The following is a 19,874-nucleotide window of genomic DNA, read 5'->3' as shown; positions in this document are numbered from 1 at the left end:
AGTCCGACAGGTTGGCTGCAGACTACGTGCCAACCCGGAATGCAGCCGGGACATGCCGAGCAGTGCATGGGCGGGCCGTGCGCTAGTAGATCACCGCGATGTGTCCGCAGCAAATGGCAACGTGGCGTGTAGGGGAATTATGTTTGGGCTTTCGGTCTCACTCCGACCTCGGACACAAACCATCTGCATATGTGGAAGTCAGGGACACCCTGGCTTCCACTAGTTTTTTCTGCGGGTAGTACGTCATCTTGAGTCCGAGCTTCCGGTACAGGTCCGCCTTGTCGTCGGGGTGTGCGTGGACGACGGCGTGGGCGAGTTCGCCGGTCTGGTGCAGGAGTTCCGCGAGGCCGTCGTTGGTGATCGCCTGGTCTGCGGGGATCGCGTCCAGCGCGCCCTTCAGCCGTGCGCGTTCCTGTTCGGTCTCGTTGATCCATGCCGCGACCTGGACGGCGTCGGCGCCCGCGTTGAGGGCGGCGCGGTACTGGTTGAGGCGCTGCTCACAGGCGGCGACCTGCTTGCGGAGCCCGGTGGCGGCGGGGTTGCCGGTGCGGCTGGCCTGCGCGGTCACCGCCTCGATCGTGGTCTCGATGCGGGCCGGTGAGAACGCCGTGACGAGCCAGGCGTCGATGTCCTCGATGATCACGGCCTCGCGCAGGTAGACGAGCTTGGGGTGGACGGTCTTGTTGGCGAGCGCGTACTCGGCCGGGAACCGGCACCGGTAGTACGCCTGGTCGTTGATCCAGTTGCCCTGCATCCTGCGCTCGCAGTACCCGCAATGCAGGCACCCCCGGAACGCGTAAGGGCGCCGGGTCCGGTGCGGCTTGTGCGTGGTGGGGCCATGCCCGCGTGAGGCCAGGGTGGATTGGGCTCGTTCGAAGTCGGCGACCGACACAAGCGGTTCGTGGGCCTGCTGCTCTGACCAGACCCACTGGTCGCGGTCGTTCCAGCGCAGCTTGGTGGTGTGGCCGAGCGCGACGTCGTTGACGTCGAGCAGGACCTCGTCCTTGCGCTGCTTGTTCCAGACCTGGCGGCCGGTGTAGCGCGGGTTGGTGATGATGACCCGCACCGCCGACTTCGACCAGGCCACCTGGATCCGGTGCTTGTTGCGGGCCGGGTCGGCCGCCGACGGGGACGGGACGCCCTCGCGGGTGAGTTCCTCGGCGATGTCGAAGAAGCCGCGCCCGCCGATGAACTGGGCGAAGATCCACTTCACCACCAGCGAGTAGGCCGGGTGGGGGACCAGGCGGCGCAGGCGTTTGCCGTCCGCGGCCTTGGCCGGGTTGGGGTGCGGTCCGGCGTCGACCAGCTCGTACCCGTACGGTGGGCGTCCGCCGAGGTAGCGGCCCTCGGTCGCGGTGATCGCGGCCATGGCCGACCGGACACGGATCTTGATCCGGTTGCGTTCGCCCTTGGACAGTCCGCCGAACACTCCCATGATCATGTCGTGGGCTTCGTTGGCCGGGTCTATCGCGCCGCCGACCTCCGGCACCCATAGCGGCACCCTGAAGTGCTCGAACAGCGGGAACGTCAGCGAGTACTGGTTGCCGTAGAAGGCCCGGTGCGGCTCGCCCACGACGACCGCATCGAAGTCACGGGCCGGGTTCTTCAGCGCCTCGATCAACGCTGAGGCTTGCGGGCGGCGAGCCCACGGGATCGAGCGGGACTTGTCGACGTCGAAGAACTCGGCGACGATCGTTCCGCCCTTGGGGTCGACGAGGCCCGACGCGCGGCGGAGTTGCCAGGCGCGTGACGCGGCCGGGTCCTGGTTGTCCTCGGTCGAGACCCGCCCGTAGAAGGCGAACCGCAGCCCCTCGGGGGCGGCTGCCGGCGACAGCGGCATACTCGGCAGTGTCATTCGTCGTTCTCCTGTCGATGCTGGTGTTCCGGGCCCGGCCTGGAGCGTGCGGCAAGCAGGATCCGCAGCAGGACGCGAGCCGCGTCCGGTGTGAGCTGTGGCGGCTCGTCCGGCACCGAGACCCGGATGTGTCGTCTGGTCTTGTTCGGGGCGCTCATGGATTGACCGCCCCGCCCGTCCCGGTGGCGCTGCCGAACCGGAACCGGCCGGTCGATCCAGCCCGACCTCGTTGGGCCAGGTCAAGCCCCGTCAAGCCCGTGCGGATGTACAGCGAACAGGCGCGCAGCCAGCAGCCGGCCTTCTCGGCGAAACGGCGATGAGTGTTCACTGGCCGCCCCAGGCACGCAGTTCCGTGCGCGTTCGGAACAGCAAGAGGTCTTCGTGGGCGGTCGCCATGGCTGGGATGCCGTGTTCGCGGAGGCGGCGGGCTTCGATCATCTGGAAGAACGAAGCCCGGGTGACGATCTGCCCGTCGCGGAGCCCGCACAGCAGGGCGGCGAACCGGTCGACCAGGACCAGGCCGTTGTCCTGGGCGGTGCTGATCACCTGGCCCGGCAGGTCCACGAGTTCGCCCGCGACGCGGAAGGGGCGGGCGGTGACCGCGATGACTCCGCCGGGGCGCAGCAGGGCCGCGCATCCGGCGAGGATCTGCCCGAATCCGGCGACGAGTTCGGCGGTCGGGCGGTGGGCGAGGTTGCGGCGGTCGTTGGAGTAGCGGCCGTGGGACTTATCGATCTTTCCGCCGCCGTTGTCCCGGCCGGTGACCACCTGCCCGTGGGTAGCCGCCCCATAGGGAGGGGAGGTCAGCACGAGCGCGGCGGTTCCGGCGAGGTCGGCGAGCACGGTGGCGATATTGCGGGCGTCGCCGTGAACGACCCGGCTGCTGCCGGTGGCTCCTTGGGCGCGGGCGTGGCGGAGGTTACCGGCGGCCATGCGCGCGAAATGCGCCTCGTACTCCATGCCGGTGGCCTCGCGTCCCTGGTGGACGGCTTCGACCAAGGTGGTTCCGATGCCGCACATCGGGTCGACAACCAGGTCGCCGGGCTCGGTGTAGGCGGCGATGACTTGGGCGGCGATCGCGGGAAGCATTTTGGCCGGGTGCGTCATCGACTCGGGCGTGTAGCGGCCCCTGCGCTGGACGCGTGAGGGCTGCTGCCCGGTGAGCAGCACGGAGGCGAGCTGGCGGGTTTCGGTGTGGGAGCTTGTGTTCAACGGTCACCCCCCTGGCCGCTGTGACCCGGCCGCGTGAGCAAGCAGACGTCGGCGTGCACTCGCGCCGCGGGTGGTAGGGCGCGGGAGCGGATGTCGCGGAGCTGGCCGAGGCTGCCGGGGCCTGCCTGGATGAGCAGGGTGTCGCCCTCGACCGGGACGCGGACGGCGATGATGTGCTGGCTGTAGCGGAACCCGGCCTTGCGGGCCTCGCGGATGATCGCCGGTGCGGGGTCGATGAGGTGTCCGTTGTGGTGCCGGGCGGTGGTCACGACGGCGAGGTGACCTCCGGGCCGCAGCACCCGGTAGGCGGCCGGCAGGAACGACTGGGCGTGAAAGGCGCTGTCGGTCAGGACGTCCGACAGGCACGCCGGGCACGCTCCCCGCGCCCGCCTCGGCCTCGGTTCGGCCGTGCGGCTCCCGGCCGTGGGCGGGGCCGCGATCACCAGCGCGACTTGTCCGGCGTGGTCGGCGATGCCGCGGTGCATCTGGTCGGCGCGGCAGGGCCGCATCGCCACTCGGCCGAGGTGTTCGTGCGGCAGGTGGGCTCGTAGTTGTGCGCCGATGTGCTGGGCGAGTGGGAAGTGCGGGACGCACGCGACGGCGCGGCGGTCGAGTTCGGCCGCCGCGCGCAGGACGGCGGAGTTGGTGGTGAACGCCTCGGCGATCACATCGCCCTCGCCAGTGGCGGTGGTGATGAGGTGACGCGCGAGCCCGGAACTGATGGTGCCCAGGTGCCGTTCACAGGTCCGGGTGCGTGGCACCCGGCGAGCTGGTCCGTCGCAGGGCTGGGCGTGGTGGGTGGGCTGGTCGGTGGTGTCGTCCGGGCAGAGCCAGACACTGAGCGGCAGAAGCTGCCGCGCGCCACTGGCCGGTGTCGGGTTCGACTTGTTGCTGGTGCTGGTCATATCGGGTGACCCGTGATGGCCGCCCGGTCCCCTGTCTCACCCAGTAACTGACCACGCCCCGCCAGATCTTGGACACCTCCGGACCGGGTTTCTGCTCAGTGTTGGCGGCGGGAGGTGCTCACCTCCATCATCTCTGTCAGGGGTTGTGATGGTCTGCGGCTGTGGGACTGAGTCGGTTGTGAAGTTGTTGCCGGATCTCAGGCCATTCGGCGCGGATGATCGAGAAGTAGGCGGTGTCGCGGATGGTGCCGTCGACAGCGCGGACGTGTGCGCGCCGGACGCCTTCGAAATGGGCTCCCAGGCGAGTGATGGCAGTGCGGGAGCGGGTGTTGCGGGCATCGGTCTTGAGCGTGACGCGATGCACTCCCCAGGTGTCGAAGGCGTGGCCGAGCATGAGCAGCTTGGCCTCCTGGTTGGCCCCGGTGCGGCGTGCCGACGGCGCCAGCCAGGTGCTGCCGATCTCGGCGACGTCGGGGACGTCGCCGACCGGGCCGCGGTTGGCCCCCGGCGGCCAGGCCAGCGGGCCCTGCCAGTAGTCCAGGTCGAGGAAGCGCGTGCAGCCGGCGATCCGGTCTTGTTCGACCAGCCGGACGGCGAAGGCCAGGGCTCGTCCCGCCTTCGCCGGCCTGGACCAGACGGCGTGGCAGCGGGTCTCGTGCGGGGACGGGGCCAAGGGCCGCCGCTGGTACGACTGGGCCTGGATCCAGGTGGGCGAACAGGAGTGGATGCGGGCCCGCCGGTCGATCAGCGACCCCACCGACCTGGCGTTCTACCGGTGCGCAGCGAGCCGGCCGGTCGGATTGCCCGAACTGGTGCGGGTGGCCGGCTCCCGCTGGAGCGTCGAAGAATGCTTCCAAGTGCCAAGTGTCCAAGAACGAGGTCGGCCTGGACCACTACCAGGTCCGCAAGCACACCGCCTGGTACCGGCACATCACCCTCGCGATGGTCGCCCACGCCCACCTGGCCTTCCTGGCCGCCGGTCCACCTCCAGACCCCGGCCCTGACGGCAACGGCGACGGCAACGGCGAGACCGCCGACCTCGCCACACAGGGGCCCGCCCACCAGGGACGATCGCATTCCAACAGCGCGGACGGGACGAACCCGACGAGCTGCTCCCGCTCACCGTCAACGAGATCCGCCGCCTGCACGCCCAACTCCACCAGCCCCAGCACCCACCCCGACACCGAATCCACCGGTCACGCTGGCGACGCCGCCACCAAGCACGCGCCCGCCGCTGCCACTACCAACGACAACAACACCTTATCGATCACTAAATGCGGCTGGAGTATTAGGTCCGACGGCGAACTCTCGTCCCGGCGGTGCCCCAGGTATGGATAATAACCGGCCGACATGAAGCCGACATGAAGCCAAAATGAAAGCGGCTCATGGCAACCTAACACGAGTGGGACGTGCCACTCGATGTAGATATCGTTCACAGGAAAGGGACGAGCATGCGTCGCATCTCAGGACGAGTTGGACGGGCGGGAGCAGTGACGGTTGGACTCGGCACCGCTCTGCTGTTTACCACCATGGCATCGCCAGCGAGTGCCCACGACGTACTCATACAAAGTGGCGGTAAGTGGATCCGGCTCCACAGCAATCACGACCGGCTCGACACCTGCCGTCAGTCTGGCGACCGGTCGTGGGGGGAAGTGGTCTATCGAAACGGATCCCTCAAGAGGTATCTAGCACCCTGGCCTGGTCAGGGATGTTTCTCGAACGACTTGGATAATGTCGGCACCACACGCGTCCGCCTGTGCTGGGGGGCTTCCTTGCCCGGGACCTGTACTGCGTGGAAGAGTGCTTGACCTAGTACTCCAGCCGCACTACGCGATCTCGGTCTGATCGAGGCCCGGACATGAGACGGCCACCGCTGTGATCGTGTGGATGTGTTGCAACCAAACGATCGGCGGTGGCCGTGCCGCCTACCGTAGAAGAGATCGACCCGGCCGTGTGGGCGGACGCGTTCGGTGAGCTGTTCGCGCAGGTGGTGGCGCCGCTCTTCAGGCAGCGGGAGCCGAGGTTGCGGGCCCGGTCGTTCCTGCTGGGATTGCTGAGTGGCTTGGTGGAGCGCAAGAACGGCTGGCCGCTGGCCGAGTTCGCCGGCGACGCCACCCTGGACGGAATGCAGCGCCTGCTCAACCACTCGAAATGGGATGTCGATGCGGTGCGTGACGCGTTGCGGGCCCAGGTCGCCGAGCGGCTCGGTGACGCCGGGGGGGTTGGTAGTCGACGACACCGGGTTCGAGAAGAAGGGCCGCTGCCCGGCGGGGTGCAGCGCCAGTACACCGGCACCGCGACAAGATCACCAACTGCCAGATCGGGGTGTTTTGCTCCTATGTGAACCCCGACCGTGCGAGGGTGCCGATCAACCGTGAGCTGTATGTGCCTCGCTCCTGGTTCACCGACCCGGACCGGCTGGCCGACGCCGGCGTCCCGGACGCCGCGGTGTTCTCCACCAAGCCCGAACTGGCATGGCGGATGATCGAACGCGCCGCCGAGGACCCGCTGCTGGTGTTCGGGTGGGTCACCGGCGACGAGGCCTACGGCAACAACACCGCCCTGCGCGCCCGCTGCCGGGCCCGTGCAGCTGGAGTACTAATCTAATGCTCCGTAGCGCCTTTCCATGAACAGAGCCAGAGCGCAGAAACCACGACCACCGACCAACGGCCCTGGATAACCGTCAGCAGGTGGTTGGCCGACTGCGTGTTCTCGGGCGCGGGCCCAGGCACGGCGGTAGGAGTGCGGACACGGGACCCACCCGGCATAGATGGGTCCCCTCTCTGGCCGTCTAACTAGTAAGCCGCCTCGTACTGCTCGATGACGTTGGCGGGAATGCGCCCGCGATCGTTCACCTTGATGCCGGCGGACTTCGCCCACTCACGAATCTCGGCGCTGCGCTCCCGGTTGCCGGTACCGCGAGCTGTGGCCTTGCCAGCCCTGACGGCCTTGAGCCGACGCCCCCCGTCCATGAACGGGTGAAGAGCAGTCCGAAGCTTGTCAGCGTTCTTCTCGCTGAGGTCGATCTCGTACGCCTTGCCGTCGATGGCGAACGCCACCGTCTCGCTGGCCTCGTCCCCGTCGAGATCATCTGTCATCTGAACTATGACCTTCTGAGCCATGCGTGTCCCCCTTCTCCTCGTACCGCTGAGTTGACCTTGACCGTAGCCGACTCCGGTACGTAGTTGATCCGCAAGAGCAGTATTCCGCCTTGGTCTTCGGCAGCAGTCGCGTCTGGGCGGTCGGTACGTTGTAGCCGATCGTCCCTGATAGGTACTTCGCCGACCGGCCCGACTCGGATGTTCCGCCGTTGCTCAGATTTACCTGTAGCGGCTCGCTGCTTCCAAAATTCGTACACTTCCCCCGATTTTCTTCCTGTCTGGGCCGGTCCTCTTCGTGCTTGTCTACATACCCACCCTCCGCCACGCTTCCCGGATCACGCCTGGACCTTTGACAGGAGATACGGCTTACGGCAGGCATGCCCAAAGGCGGCACAGTCCGCCCGCTGCGCACCGCCCTCACCGCGGCGCCTCCCGCTACCGATGAGCCGTTTACGGCGGGCGACCTTCCGCTTCCTCCACAGGCAGCAGGGTTGCAGCGCCTCGGCTCGTAGTTTTGATCTTTCTTGATGCGGTGCTCTCAGACGCACATGTCCATGCTGGTCAGCGGCGATCTCAACACTTGTGCGCGCTTGACCTCGGACGGCTGACAGCGATCAGCAGATCGCGTTTCCGCAGGTCGCAGCGATTTTGAGCAGATCATGAGCAGATCGGGTCGCGAGCGCTTGCTGATCATCTGCCCATGATCTGCTCATGGGCTCTGCCGAGATGTCGGTGACCGATTCACCGACCACCTCTCGGGGGTTCCCATGACCAGCACCATCACCGCCGTCCGTCCGGCCGACCGCTCCGACCGGCCGACCCGCCGCACCGGTGCCGAGAACAGGCACGTGCTGGACGTCGCGGAGACGACGTTCGATCTGCTGACGCGCGGCCCGGCTCCGCTGTCGGTGGACGGCGCGGCGCTCGGGCACGGACTGCCCGCCCGCCAGATCGCGCTCAACGAGCTGCGGGCGATCCTGCTGCACCCCTCCACCGGGCACGATGCGCGCGACGCCGCATGGAGGGTGTTGGTGTGGCGCGCCCGCCGCCAGGGCCCGTCATGGGTCGTGGGGTGCGTCGGGGTCGCGCTGCCCGGCCTGAAGGCGATCGTGCGAGACAGGCTGCGCGGCCTGGCGAGCGAGCCGGGCGCCGGCACCTCGCATGTGGCCAGCGACCTGCTCTCGGCGTTCCTGGAAGCGCTGCACCAGATCGACCTGGAGCAGCCGCGGATCGCGCAGCGGCTGGTGTGGCGGTCGGCCAAGGCCGTCGAGCGGGCCTACCGCGCGCACGTACAGGTGATCCCGGTAAATCCCAGCAAGCTGGCGGAGGTCAACCCGGCAGCCGCCTCGTCGGACGACCACGTGGACCTGCTCATGTGCTCGGCCGTCCGGCAGGGCGTCATCAGCGCGGTTGACGCCGAGATCATCACCATGACGCGGCTGGAGGGCATGGCCCCTGCTCGCCTCGCCGAACGGCTCGGGATCTCCTATGCCGCGTTGATGAAACGCCGCAGCCGTGCGGAGAAGCGCCTGGTCGCCGCGATGCGCGACGGGGGCCTGCGGGACGACTTCGAATCGCTGATGTCCAAGCCCGGGGCGTGAGCTGTCCAGTTACTGGGTGAAAGCAACCCGGGGTTGAGGACGGGTTCGGGCCGGATGGTCACCCGGTCCCCATCGGTCAGACCGTCCGCCGAGTGCCCTTGCCGAAGGAGGACACCCGCAAGGCCCGGCCCGTCTTCACCCCGCGGTTTCTCACTTTCCGTCCGAACGCCGTCGCCGCTGTTTCTGTTCGCTGCCTCGTCGCATGCCTGGAGGGCTGCCCGTTGAGCATCCGTCCGTTGTCCGACCTTCTTCCGTCCCGCCGGCCAGGGGTGAGCCGGGGACGTCTCGCCGCCGCGGTTGTGCTGTGGTGTGTGGGCGTCTCGGTGTGCGGCGTGGTGATCGCCGCGACGCTGGTTTCGGTGGCTCAGGCGTACGGCATCGCCGCACCGCCGGGCGGCGACCGCCTCGAGCGGGTCATCAACAACCTGCGCAACGTCATCGTCGCGTTGCTGGTCGCGCTGGCCACGCTGTTCGCCACGATCGGCGGAGTCCGGTACCTGCTGGGCGGCGGCGATCCCGGCGAGGCCGAGGCGGGGAAGCGCACGCTGCGCAACGCCGCCATCGGTTACGGCATCGCCGCGCTCGCCCCGGTCCTGGTGGAGATCCTCCAGTACATCGTCGGGTCCTGATCGTGCGGGTTCAGATGCCGAGGTTCCGGCGAGGGCCGGTCGTCGTCGCCACGGTGCTGCTGGCCGGAGCCTGCGTGATGATCCTGACCTCGCACACCCCCGCCGAGGCGGGCGCGGGCACGGTGCCCGCGAGCGCCGTCTCGGCCGTCGGACCTGCCGCCGCGCCGTCCGACCCCGTAGATCCGGGGAACGACGGCACCTCCAACGGCGGCCAGGGCAGCGGAGACGACAAAGGGGACGAGGACGAAGACTGTTCCTGGATCGATCTTCCCTGCCGGACCACGCAGGCGATCACCGGGTGGTTCCAGTCGCTGGCCCGCAGCGCTCTCAAACCGACGCTCGACTTTCTGGCCGATACCCAGCTCGCCACTCCGGAGATCGGCTCGTCCTCGATGAAGCAGGCCGAACAGATATGGGCGACATCGCGGACGATAGCCAACACCTGCTTCATTCTGATGGTGATGATCGCCGGGGTCATGCTGATGTCCGGTCAGACCTTCTCAGGGGTGAGCGCGCCCGGACCCGCGATCGTTCGCCTGCTGGCCGCGTTCATCGCGATGAACACCAGCCTCCTGATCATCGGTTACGGCATCCAGTTCGCCAATGGATTGGCCCGGTCGATCTTCATGACCGGCGCCAACCAGATCGACCCGGAGCAGGCGGGACGCATATTCGCCGAAGGCGTCGAAGCCTCCATCTTCACTCATGGTCACTTCTTCGCCGTGCTCATGCTGGTGGTCGTCGTCTTGGCGTGCATCCTGGCCTTCATTTACGTGATGCGGCTGGCGATCGTCATGGTTCTCATCGGTATCGCACCGATCGCACTCATGTTCCACGCGCTTCCCCTCACCGATGGCCTGGCCCGGTTGTGGTGGCGCGGGATCACCGGCGCATTGGCGATTCAGGTCTGCCAGTCGTTCGTGTTCATCACGGCCCTGCGGCTGCTGCTAACTCAGCACGGCGACAACCGACCCGCCTTCGCCATACCGACCGATCAGGCGGAACTCGTCGACATGCTGCTGGTGATCGCTCTGCTGTACATCTTGACGTGCATTCCCCGATGGGTCGCCCGGACCGTCTGGCAGTCGGCTCAACCGCGCATGCTGGGCCAACTCGTCAGGTCGTTCGTGGTCTACAAGGGCGTCGGGGCCGCAGTGGGAGTCGCCGGCAAGGCGATACGTGGCGGGCAAGGAGGCCGTGCCGCCGCCAAGGCCGCCGGTCGCCGCCTCCCCCGGCCTGGTGCTGGGCCGCGTAGGCCCGGCGGTCCGCATGGTGGCCCGCAGGGCGGTCCGTCGGGCGGTCCGTCCGGTGGGCCGTCCGGTGGGCCAGCGCCGCGTCCCGGTCGCGGACCCGGACACGGCCCCCGCTGCAACGAACGGCGCGGCCCGGACCGTCGGCACCGGCCCCGTACCGGTTCCCCGCACGCGGCCCGTAGCGGTTCCCCGTCCGGGGCCCGTGGCGGCCCGCACGGGGCCGGACACGGTGCTCGGCGGAACACGGCACCCAGGGGCGCACCGCACCGGCCGCCCGTCCCGCCCGTCCCCGGCCGGACGGGTGCGGGCGGCCCGGCCCGGCCGCACCCGCGCATCCCGGCGCAGCCGCCGACACGGCCCTACCGGCGCGCTGAGGCCCCACGTCGTCCGGCACCGCGCAGGTTCGTGCGGCTCGACCCGCCCCGCTACCGGCGCCATGGCAGGAGGAACCGTTGAACGACGATCACGAGCCGCTGTCGGCGCGAATCCCGGCCGACGTGGAGCAGCCAGACAAGATCATGTACGGGCTCACGACGCGTCAGCTCGTCATCCTCGGCGCGACCGCGATGCTCGCGGCTTCGGTGTTCGTCGGCGTCTCGCCGTTGCTGCCGGTCGCGGTCGCGGCGGGGTTGTGCTTCCCGCTGGTGACGGCCGGGTGCGCGATGGCGCTCGGCCGCCGGGACGGGATGGGCCTGGATCGGTTCGCCCTGGCCGCGCTAAATCATTTTCGTCGGCGACGCACGCTCGTCGCGGCGCCCGAGCCGATTCCGCAGGCCCCGGCCTGGTGCAGGGTGCGTGGCCAACTGCCGGGCGCCTTGCGGTTCCCGGTCCGTGCCGTCCGCGAAGACGGCGTCATGGACCTGGGTAGTGAGGGGACGGCCGCGCTGGTGCGGGCGGGGACGATCTCGTTCGGGCTGCGCACGTCCGCCGAGCAGGCCGCGCTGGTGGGGTTCTTCGGACGGTGGCTGAACTCGCTTGAGGCCCCGGTGCAGATCCTGATCCGGGCCCGTCCGGTCGATCTGTCCGACCTCGCCGCGCGGGTGGCGGACGCCGCTCCCGAGCTGCCGCATCCGGCGTTGCGGCGAGCGGCCGAAGACCATGCCGCCTACCTCGATGAACTCGGCGACTCGCGCACGCTGCTGGTGCGCGAGGTGCTCATCGTCGTGCGCGACCGGCCCGCCCCTGGGGCGGGACGTCGAGGACGCGCACGCCAGGCGGGCGCTGTCGTTGTCGTCCGCCGTGCAGTTGAGGCCGTCCGGACGCTGGCGGGGTTGGGTGTCACGGCCGAAGTCCTGGACGCCGATGCGTGTGTCCGCGTGCTGTCGGACGCGTTCTCGCCCGGTTACCAGCGCCCTGCTCCGCCCGCCGACCTGGACCAGCCCGTCACCGCCCACATCAGCGAAGGAGCCTCGCAATGACGCACACCTATCGGCGTTCGCAGCGACCGGCCGTCAACGAGCTGGCCGGCGGGCTCCGCCGCTACGCGCAAGGCGCCTGCGGCGAACTCGCGGCGGTCGAGCTGCTGAGCGTTCACCGGTTCTGGCTGACCCGGGCCGACTTCCGTTCACAGTTCATCGAGCGCGACGTCGCCCCGGATTGCCGCGATGGCGCGCTTGCCTGGGTGAAGTGGGACCGGGCCGTTGCCGCGCTGGCCTGTGGGCGTCTGGTGTGCTCGGCGGGGGAGGCCGCCGTCCTCCAGGTCGCCGCCGCGCTTGCCACCGGCGGCGCGTTCCCCGCCTCCGCGTTGAGCAGTCTCGACCGGGAGAACCTCGCCCGCGTCCTGACCGCGACCGTGCAGGCCAGCGGTCACCGGGCCGTCCAGGTCGTGATCCGATGAAGCTGGCCGCCCTCGCCCGCGCTGCCCTCACCTCGGCCACGCCCGCCGAGGGAGATGACCGGGACCAGAGGGTTGGGCTTGGTGATCTCCTCGCGCCCGCCGCGCTCCGCGTGAACGCGTCGTCCCTGGAGATGCCGGACGGCTGCTGCGCGTCGTTCGCGATCACCGGGTATCCGCGCGAGGTCGGCGCGGGCTGGCTGGAGCCGCTGCTCACCTACCCCGGGCGCCTGGACGTCTCCCTGCACGTCGAGCCGATCCCGCCGATGGTCGCCGCGCAGCGGCTCCGGCGGCAGCTCGCGCGCCTGGAGTCCAGCGCCCGCGCCAGCGCCGAGGCGGGCAGGCTGGCCGACTTCAGCGTCGAGGCCGCCGCCGACGATGCGGCCGACCTGGCTTCGTCGCTGGCGCGCGGAGACGGCCGCCTGTTCCGTGTCGGCCTCTACCTCACGGTGCACGCCTGGGGCACCGCGGATCTGGACGCCGAGGTTCAGCAGGTGCGGGCCCTGGCCGCGTCCCTGCTGCTGGACGCCCAGCCGACCACCTTCCGCGCCATGCAGGGCTGGGTGTCGACGCTCCCGCTCGAAACGGACGCGATCCGGCAGCGCCGCACCTTCGACACCTCCGCCCTGGCCGCGTCGTTCCCGTTCGCGTCCCCGGACCTGAACGCGCCGACCGGCTCCAACGAGGTCCTGTACGGGGTCAACGTCGCCAGCTCCGGCGTCGTCGTGTGGGACCGGTTCGCCCAGGACAACCACAACTCCGTCGTCCTGGCCCGGTCGGGTGCGGGCAAGAGCTACTTCACCAAGCTCGAAGCGCTGCGGCTGCTGTATCACGGCGTCGAGGTGTCGGTGATCGATCCGGAGGACGAGTACCGGGCCCTGGCCGAGACGACCGGCGGCACGCACCTGGGCCTTGGCGCGAAGGGGGTGGCGTTCAACCCGTTCGACCTGCCCGCCGATCAGGGCGACGACACGCTGATCCGCCGTGCCCTGTTCACTCAGACGCTCGTCGCCGCGATGCTCGGTGAGGCTCTGAAGTCCGCCGCGCGTCCTGTCCTGGATCGTGCCGTCCTGGCCGCCTACGCCTCCAGGGGCATCAACTCCGATCCCGCCACCTGGACGCGTCCGGCGCCGCTGCTGGCCGACCTGGTCGAACAGCTCGCCGCCAGTTCCCATCCCGAGGGCGAGGCGATCGCCGAACGTCTCGCCCCGTACGTCACCGGGTCCTACAAGGAGCTGTTCGCGCAGGCCACGACTACCCGTCCGGACGGGCATCTGGTGGTGTTCTCGCTGCGGGACCTGCCCGAGGAGGTCAAGTCCGTCGGGGTGCTGCTCGCGCTGGACGCGATCTGGCGCAAGGTCGCCAACCCCGCCGACCGCCGCCCCCGCCTCGTCATCGTCGACGAGGCGTGGATGCTGATGAAGGAGGCCGAGGGAGCCCGCTTCCTCTACCGGCTCGCCAAGTCCGCCCGCAAGCACTGGGCCGGGCTGACCGTCGTCACCCAGGACGCCGCCGACCTGCTGGCCTCCGACCTCGGCCGCGCCGTCGTCGCCAATTCAGCGACCCAGATCCTGCTCCGCCAGGCACCCCAGGCCATCGCCGCGGTCGGCGACGCGTTCGCCCTGTCCGAGGGCGAGCGCGCGTTCCTGCTGTCGGCCGAACGCGGCGAGGGCCTTTTGTGCGGCGGCAACGCCGGCGACCGGGCGGCCTTCGCCGCCATCTCCTCCCCCGCCGAACACAAGGTGATCACCACCGATCCCGCCGAACTGCTCGGCAACGACGGACAGGAGACCGACCCGCTATGACCTCGACCAGCGATGTCCCCGAGTGGACGCACATCTTCGACCAGGCCGGACGCATCCCCGTTCTGGTCGCCCATTACGGGCCGACAGCCGCTCTGGCAACCGGAGCCGCCGTCCTGGCCTTCAATCTCGCGCGCGCGGCGGTGCAGCGCCGGCAGGCGCAGCGGGTCGCGCGCGACGCCCGGCTGATCACCGTGTCCGTGCCACCCCAGGTCGATCCGGCGAGTGCGCCCGCATGGTGGGCCCACCAGACCGGCCTGCTCGTCCCGGCATGGAAGCGCTGGATCCTGGGCCAGCCGTACCTGGTGTTCGAGTACGTCGCCAGCGCCGCCGGGGTGCAAGTACAGATCTGGGTTCCCGGGGCGGTGCCGCCCGGCATGGTCGAGGAGACCATCCGGGCCGCCTGGCCGGGCGCCACCACCACGACCCGTGCCGCCGCGCCTCCCATCCCGCCGTCCGTCCAAGCGGCCGGAGGGCGTCTCGTGCTGTCGCGCGAGGACTCCTATCCGCTGAAGACCGATCACCACGCCGACCCGATCCGCCCTCTCCTCGGCGCGGTTTCCGGGCTCGACAAGGGCCAATGCGCCGCCGTCCAGATCCTCGCCCGCCCCGTCACGGGCCGCCGTCTGGCACGCGCCCACCGCGTCGCGTCCAGGCTGAAAGGCGGAAACCCGGCAACGTCGCGCGGCTTCTTCTTCGACCTGATCACACCCGGGACACGCACCGGTCACCCGGGCCAGCCAACCGGTACCGCTCACGCGAGCATGCACCCGGAACGGGCCGAGCAGATCCGCGCGATCCTGGCCAAGGCGACGCAACCACGGTTCGAGGTCGACATCCGTTACGCCGTCGCCACACCCCGCACCACCAACGCCGACAAGTGGCTGCGCGGACGAGCCCACGCCCTGGCATCGGTCGCCGCGCTGTACGCCTCCGGCCACCAGCACCTACGCCGCCGCAGGCTCCGGGACCCGGCCCTCACCTTGGCCAAGCGCCACCTGGGACGCGGCTACCTGCTGGGCGCCGCCGAGCTGGCCGCCCTCGCCCACCTGCCGCTCGATCCCGACGCGCCCGCGATCACGCGTGCCGGAGCCCGACCGGTCGCCCCGTCCCCCAACGTGCCCACCGGCCCCGACACCGAGCACGGGGCCGCGCGGGTGCTAGGCGACGCCGACGCAGGCCACGCCCGTCCCGTTGCGATGCCGGTCGTCGGGGCACGCCAGCACGTCCACGTCCTCGGCCAGACCGGCGTCGGTAAATCCACGCTGCTCGCCTCGCTCATCCTGGGCGACGCCGACGACGGCCGCGGTGCCCTGGTCATCGATCCCAAAGGCGACCTGGTCGCCGACGTCCTGGACCGGCTCCCGAGCCGCATGGCGGGCCGGACGGTGGTGTTCGACCCGTCCGACCTGGCACCGCCGCCCTCGGTCGGGATCCTGTCCGGCCCTGACCCGGCGTTCGCGGTGGACTCGGTCGTGTCGACCTTCCACCGCTGCTTCCGCTCGTCCTGGGGGCCACGCCTAGAGGACCTGTTGCGGTCGGCCTGCCTGAGCCTCATACGCGCCCAAGGTTCCCGCGCCACCCTCGCCCAAATCCCGCAGCTCCTCACCGATTCGGCCTTCCGCGCCCGCGTGGTCGGACGGCTGTCGGACGACCTTCTACGCGGCTTCTGGGCCGGATACGACGAGCTGTCACCGGCCGGAAGAGCAGCCGCGATCGGTCCCGTGATGAACAAACTCCGCGCCGTCCTGCTCCGCCCGTTCGTCCACCAAGCCCTCTCGGCGACCCGTTCGACCGTCGACCTGGCCCAGCACCTCGACCACGGCGGCCTCGTCCTGGCCCGCCTCCCCAAAGGCATCCTCGGCGAAGACGCCGCCCGCCTCATGGGCTCACTGCTGCTCGCGCACACCTGGCAAGGCGTCACCCGCCGCGCCGCGCTACCCGAGGACGAGCGGCCAGACTCGGCCGCCTACATCGACGAGTGCCACAACTTCCTCAACCTGCCCGGCTCGGTGTCCGACATCCTGGCCGAGGCCCGCGGCTACCGCCTCTCGCTCGTCCTGGCCCACCAGCACCTGTCCCAACTGCCCAAGGACCTGCGCGACGCGGTCTCCGCCGACGCCCGCAACAAGATCTACTTCGCCGCCTCACCCGAAGACGCCACCGACCTCGCCGGGCACGCCGGCCCCGTCCTGTCCGCCCACGACCTCGCCCACCTGGGCGCCTACCAAGCCACCGGACGCCTAGTCACCGGCGGCCAGCCAACCCAGGCATTCACCTTCCGCACCCGCCTACTCCGCGAACCGATCCCCGGCCGCGCCGACCACATCCGCGCCGCCTCCCGCCAACGCTTCGCGCCACGCGTGACAACGACCAAGCCCTCCAGCAGCACAAACAAGCCCCTGTCAGGGGACCCGCGCATCGAGCAGGCGTCCGCCGAGGAGAACCGGTCACGTTGAAGACGACGATCCGCCAGCGCCGGACGGCCAGCACGCCACGACGAGCAACACCCGAACTGTTCCTCGAACTCCGCGGACGTCTCACCGACCGCGACCAGGCGATCCTGGAGCTGGTCTGGGAACACCGCGTCCTCACCACGCACCAGCTCGCCGCCATCTTCTTCACCACGCCCGGCAAGGCCCGCGACCGGCTGTTGCAACTGTTCCGCCTCAAGGCCCTCGAACGCTTCCAGCCCTGGGTTCCCGTCGGAGCGGCGCCCTATCACTGGGTCCTCGGTCCCCTGGGCGCCCAATGCCTGGCCGCCCACCGAGACACCACCCTGTCCGGACTCGGCTACCGCCGCACCACCGCACTCCAGATCAGCCATTCCCGACACCTGGCCCACCAGGTCGGCGTCAACGAGTTCTTCGCCCAACTCCACGCCCACGCCCGCCACACACACGGCGCCCACCTCGACAAATGGTGGCCCGAGCGCCGCTGCACCCAACTATGGGGAGACCTCGCCCGCCCAGACGCCTACGGCCGATGGTCTGAAACCACCGCGGGAATCCCAGGGCCGGCAACGGTCGACTTCTTCCTCGAACACGACACCGGGAGCGTCACCCTCGCCAAAGTCGCCGTCAAACTCAACGGCTACGAGGCCCTCACCGAGGCCACCGGCATCGCCACCCCAGTCCTGTTCTGGCTGCCCAACGCCCGCCGCGAAGCCCATCTCCGGGCCCTGCTGGGGACACCACCGGTCCCGGTCGCCACGGCCGTCCACACACCCGCCGACCCCGCCACCAGCGGCCCCGCCGGACCCGTATGGCTACCGGCAGGGCAGGACGGCCCCCGCCGCCGGTTGACAGACCTGCCCAACGCATTCCCGCCACCGACCGGCACCCACAGCAGGACGGAGGACGCCGGTTGCCGGTAATCGCGCTCCTGGTCGCCCTCGTGGTCCTGGCGGTCGTTCTCATCGGTGCCGTCGCCGGCTCGACGTCCACATCCGACGCATGCGGACAGCAGGCGGGTGGGCCACCAGTCGCCGGAATCCCCGCCACCTACCTCGGCCTCTACCGCAAAGCAGCAGCCGAGTACGGCATCCCTTGGGAGATCCTCGCCGCCGTCGGGTCCATCGAGTCCGACCACGGACGCTCCAAAGCCCCAGGCGTCCAGTCCGGCGAGAACCATGCCGGAGCCGGGGGCCCGATGCAGTTCCTATCCGGCACCTGGGCCAGCTTCGGCGTCGACGGCAACCACGACGGCAAGAAAGACCGCTACGACCCGGCCGACGCCATCCCCGCCGCCGCCAACTACCTCCGCCACAACGGCGCACCACCCAAGATGCGCGCCGCTCTCTTCGCCTACAACCACAGCAACACCTACGTCGACGACGTCCTCAACCGCGCCCGCAACTACAAGGCGACGCCCACCACCGGAAGCACCCCGACCGAGGCCACGCCACCGGTCGAGTGCACCGAAGCCGCCGCCATCACCGCACCCAACGAAACCATCGCAAAGATCATCGCCTTCGCGATGGCTCAACGCGGCAAGCCCTACGTCTTCGGCGCCACCGGCCCCAACGCCTGGGACTGCTCAAGCCTCGTCCAAGCCGCCTACGCAGCCGCCGGCCTCACCATCCCACGAACCACCTTCACCCAATGGCCCTTCGGCGTCCGCGTACCCAACAACCAAGCCCAACCCGGCGACCTCGTCTTCTTCAATTCCGGCCCCGGCACCTCCACCACCAACCCCGGCCACGTCGGGCTGGTCATCGGCCACGGCCAAATGATCGCCGCCCGCTGCTCCACTTGCCGCCCAGCCATCGGCATCGAGACCTATCACCGCCCCGACTGGATGGGCACCACCCGTCCACTACTCAGAGTGAGACCGGAACACACGGAGCCCCGGCGGGCACATGCTCGCCGGGGCGTCCAGGGGGTGCTCAGAAGCCCAAGCAGCCAGCCTTCACGCGCGTGAGCAGGTCCTCGAACGCGGATCGGTCGATCGCGAGGTGGCCGCTCTGAGGGCTCTTGCTGTCTCGAATACCGATCGCGGCCGACGCCTGCGCGACCTCCACACAGTCCTGCTCGGAGTTGCTGCGGCTGCTCTTGCGCCACTTGGCCGCAGTGAAGTCGGCACTCATGGTCTGTTCATCTCCCTTGCTGTCTGGCGGAACAGCGCCGAACTGTCCTCTGGGGGGAGGGCGTTGTCCCAGATGATCACGAACGCCTCGGCGTAGCGGTCGATCTCGCGGGGTTTGTCCAGGTAAAGCGCCCCGGTGAAGCCTTGCACATACACCGTGGGCGGTTCATGATCGCGCCCGTCTCCCGTGGTCGGGAATCGCATGATCTTGAATGGTCCGGTGTCGAGCCCTCGATGCGCGCCCGCCTCGTAAGGAACGACGCGGATGGAGACGTTTGGGAGTTCGTTGATTTCTGCGAGTCGGTCGAGCTGGGCTGCCATGACCGTCGGTCCGCCGATGACTCGGCGGATGACGGCTTCGTTCAGAGTAACCCTGAGCGTGGGAGGTGATGTCGGGCGGGTCACCAGCGTCTGGCGTTGGACTCGCAGTTGCACCCGACGGTCGATGTCCTCGTCCTTTAGGCGCGTGTTGTTCCGGATCACCGTGCGGGCATAGTTGGGGGTCTGGAACAGACCTGGGACCAGTTCAGGCGAGTACTCTTCAAGGCTGCGTGCTGCTTCCTCCAGTCCGATGAATAGGTCGAAGCCGTCCGGGATGACGTCGCCGTAGGCGTGCCACCACCCCTTTCCCTTGGTTTCCTTGGCGAGGCCCATGAGGGCCACTTTCAGATGATCGGGTGCGCCGTAGACGCGGCACATGGTCTCGACGTCGTGAGATCGTAGGGACGTTTGTCCGGTCTCGATCCGCCACATCTTCGCCTCGGACCATTCGAGCGCTTTCGCGGCGGCTTGCACGGTTAGACGCGCGTTTGTCCGAAGTTCGCGCAGGTACCGGCCGAGTTGCCTCCGGGGGACGGTCGACCCCGTTGCGGCTTCCGTCATCCGCTTCACCTCCATCCCGGGGCGGTCTTTCACTCGAAATGAAAGCATCCCCCCGCACGATTCGCAATGGCTCTCCGACCTGCGGAAATTCGGCTCGGAGAATCACCATGAAGCCTTGCAGTGCCGGTTTTCATGGTGCTCTACTCGGAGTCAGCACGGAGGTAGTTCACAACAATCCGTGATCTCGGCGAGCCGGTCAGGGCGCCCGTTCCG

The 19,874-nt window shown here is 69.2% G+C and carries 20 protein-coding genes; 12 read left to right on the top strand and 8 right to left on the bottom strand.

The genetic code is table 11. The annotated features are described in order from the left end of the window. Nucleotides 1-157: 157 nt before the first annotated feature. From SM418_RS31135 to SM418_RS31115, 5 genes are all read right to left on the bottom strand, one after another. Nucleotides 158-1,855, bottom strand: coding sequence for a recombinase family protein (locus SM418_RS31135; protein ID WP_371944884.1), 1,698 nt, complete (start codon nt 1,853-1,855; stop codon nt 158-160). After that, on the bottom strand, nt 1,852-2,013 hold the full coding sequence (locus SM418_RS31130) for a hypothetical protein (protein WP_371944883.1): 162 nt from the start codon (nt 2,011-2,013) through the stop codon (nt 1,852-1,854). The genes SM418_RS31135 and SM418_RS31130 overlap by 4 nt, the downstream gene beginning before the upstream one ends. Nucleotides 2,014-2,179: 166 nt before the next feature. Next, a complete protein-coding gene (locus SM418_RS31125; protein WP_371944881.1) occupies nt 2,180-3,067 on the bottom strand; it encodes a TRM11 family SAM-dependent methyltransferase in 888 nt (295 codons plus the stop codon). After that, on the bottom strand, nt 3,064-3,972 hold the full coding sequence (locus SM418_RS31120) for a hypothetical protein (RefSeq protein WP_371944879.1): 909 nt from the start codon (nt 3,970-3,972) through the stop codon (nt 3,064-3,066). Before SM418_RS31120 ends, SM418_RS31125 begins: the two co-directional genes overlap by 4 nt. 136 nt (nt 3,973-4,108) lie before the next feature. Further along, nucleotides 4,109-4,729 carry a GNAT family N-acetyltransferase gene (locus SM418_RS31115; RefSeq protein WP_371944877.1) on the bottom strand — a complete coding sequence of 207 codons (621 nt, stop codon included), beginning with the start codon at nt 4,727-4,729 and terminating at the stop codon, nt 4,109-4,111. Nucleotides 4,730-4,836: 107 nt separating this feature from the next. Here SM418_RS31115 and SM418_RS31110 point away from each other — a divergent pair, with 107 nt between their 5' ends. From SM418_RS31110 to SM418_RS31100, 3 genes are all read left to right on the top strand, one after another. Beyond that, complete coding sequence (locus SM418_RS31110; RefSeq protein ID WP_371944875.1) at nt 4,837-5,310, top strand: hypothetical protein; 474 nt, start codon at nt 4,837-4,839, stop codon at nt 5,308-5,310. 574 nt (nt 5,311-5,884) lie between these two features. Beyond that, the gene (locus SM418_RS31105) at nt 5,885-6,316 is read left to right on the top strand and encodes a transposase (RefSeq protein ID WP_371944873.1); all 432 of its coding nucleotides are present in this window, start codon (nt 5,885-5,887) and stop codon (nt 6,314-6,316) included. A gap of 17 nt (nt 6,317-6,333) precedes the next feature. Beyond that, nucleotides 6,334-6,579 carry a transposase gene (locus SM418_RS31100; RefSeq protein WP_371944871.1) on the top strand — a complete coding sequence of 82 codons (246 nt, stop codon included), beginning with the start codon at nt 6,334-6,336 and terminating at the stop codon, nt 6,577-6,579. A gap of 188 nt (nt 6,580-6,767) precedes the next feature. Here SM418_RS31100 and SM418_RS31095 read toward each other — a convergent pair whose 3' ends face one another. Continuing rightward, nucleotides 6,768-7,094, bottom strand: a complete 327-nt coding sequence (locus tag SM418_RS31095) for a histone-like nucleoid-structuring protein Lsr2 (RefSeq protein ID WP_371944869.1) — start codon at nt 7,092-7,094, stop codon at nt 6,768-6,770. A 746-nt stretch (nt 7,095-7,840) separates the two neighbouring features. Between SM418_RS31095 and SM418_RS31090 the strand changes: the two genes are divergently transcribed. From SM418_RS31090 to SM418_RS31050, 9 genes are all read left to right on the top strand, one after another. After that, nucleotides 7,841-8,674 (top strand): RNA polymerase sigma factor, encoded by an 834-nt coding sequence (locus tag SM418_RS31090; RefSeq protein WP_371944867.1) that lies wholly within the window; start codon nt 7,841-7,843, stop codon nt 8,672-8,674. Between the two features lie 98 nt (nt 8,675-8,772). Further along, nucleotides 8,773-9,303, top strand: coding sequence for a pilin (locus SM418_RS31085; protein ID WP_371966130.1), 531 nt, complete (start codon nt 8,773-8,775; stop codon nt 9,301-9,303). A 77-nt stretch (nt 9,304-9,380) separates the two neighbouring features. Then, nucleotides 9,381-11,012 (top strand): TrbL/VirB6 family protein, encoded by a 1,632-nt coding sequence (locus SM418_RS31080; protein WP_504230351.1) that lies wholly within the window; start codon nt 9,381-9,383, stop codon nt 11,010-11,012. Then, nucleotides 11,009-11,974, top strand: coding sequence for a PrgI family protein (locus SM418_RS31075; RefSeq protein WP_371944863.1), 966 nt, complete (start codon nt 11,009-11,011; stop codon nt 11,972-11,974). Before SM418_RS31080 ends, SM418_RS31075 begins: the two co-directional genes overlap by 4 nt. Further along, nucleotides 11,971-12,393: a hypothetical protein gene (locus SM418_RS31070; RefSeq protein ID WP_371944862.1), complete on the top strand. Its 423-nt coding sequence runs from the start codon at nt 11,971-11,973 to the stop codon at nt 12,391-12,393. The genes SM418_RS31075 and SM418_RS31070 overlap by 4 nt, the downstream gene beginning before the upstream one ends. After that, complete coding sequence (locus SM418_RS31065; protein WP_371944861.1) at nt 12,390-14,195, top strand: VirB4 family type IV secretion system protein; 1,806 nt, start codon at nt 12,390-12,392, stop codon at nt 14,193-14,195. The genes SM418_RS31070 and SM418_RS31065 overlap by 4 nt, the downstream gene beginning before the upstream one ends. Next, a complete protein-coding gene (locus SM418_RS31060; RefSeq protein ID WP_371944860.1) occupies nt 14,192-16,651 on the top strand; it encodes a type IV secretory system conjugative DNA transfer family protein in 2,460 nt (819 codons plus the stop codon). The genes SM418_RS31065 and SM418_RS31060 overlap by 4 nt, the downstream gene beginning before the upstream one ends. Continuing rightward, nucleotides 16,648-17,568, top strand: a complete 921-nt coding sequence (locus SM418_RS31055) for a replication-relaxation family protein (protein ID WP_371944859.1) — start codon at nt 16,648-16,650, stop codon at nt 17,566-17,568. Before SM418_RS31060 ends, SM418_RS31055 begins: the two co-directional genes overlap by 4 nt. Beyond that, nucleotides 17,559-18,614 carry a C40 family peptidase gene (locus SM418_RS31050; protein WP_371944857.1) on the top strand — a complete coding sequence of 352 codons (1,056 nt, stop codon included), beginning with the start codon at nt 17,559-17,561 and terminating at the stop codon, nt 18,612-18,614. The genes SM418_RS31055 and SM418_RS31050 overlap by 10 nt, the downstream gene beginning before the upstream one ends. Here the strand turns inward: SM418_RS31050 and SM418_RS31045 are convergent. Both SM418_RS31045 and SM418_RS31040 read right to left on the bottom strand, forming a co-directional pair. After that, on the bottom strand, nt 18,580-18,780 hold the full coding sequence (locus SM418_RS31045; protein WP_371944856.1) for a DUF397 domain-containing protein: 201 nt from the start codon (nt 18,778-18,780) through the stop codon (nt 18,580-18,582). The genes SM418_RS31050 and SM418_RS31045 overlap by 35 nt on opposite strands. Next, nucleotides 18,777-19,661, bottom strand: a complete 885-nt coding sequence (locus SM418_RS31040) for a helix-turn-helix domain-containing protein (protein ID WP_371944855.1) — start codon at nt 19,659-19,661, stop codon at nt 18,777-18,779. Before SM418_RS31040 ends, SM418_RS31045 begins: the two co-directional genes overlap by 4 nt. Between the last annotated feature and the right edge of the window lie 213 nt (nt 19,662-19,874).

It is taken from the genome of Actinomadura chokoriensis, from assembly GCF_041463665.1.
GTDB lineage: Bacteria > Actinomycetota > Actinomycetes > Streptosporangiales > Streptosporangiaceae > Spirillospora > Spirillospora chokoriensis_A.
This window is presented reverse-complemented; position numbering and strand designations above follow the sequence as displayed.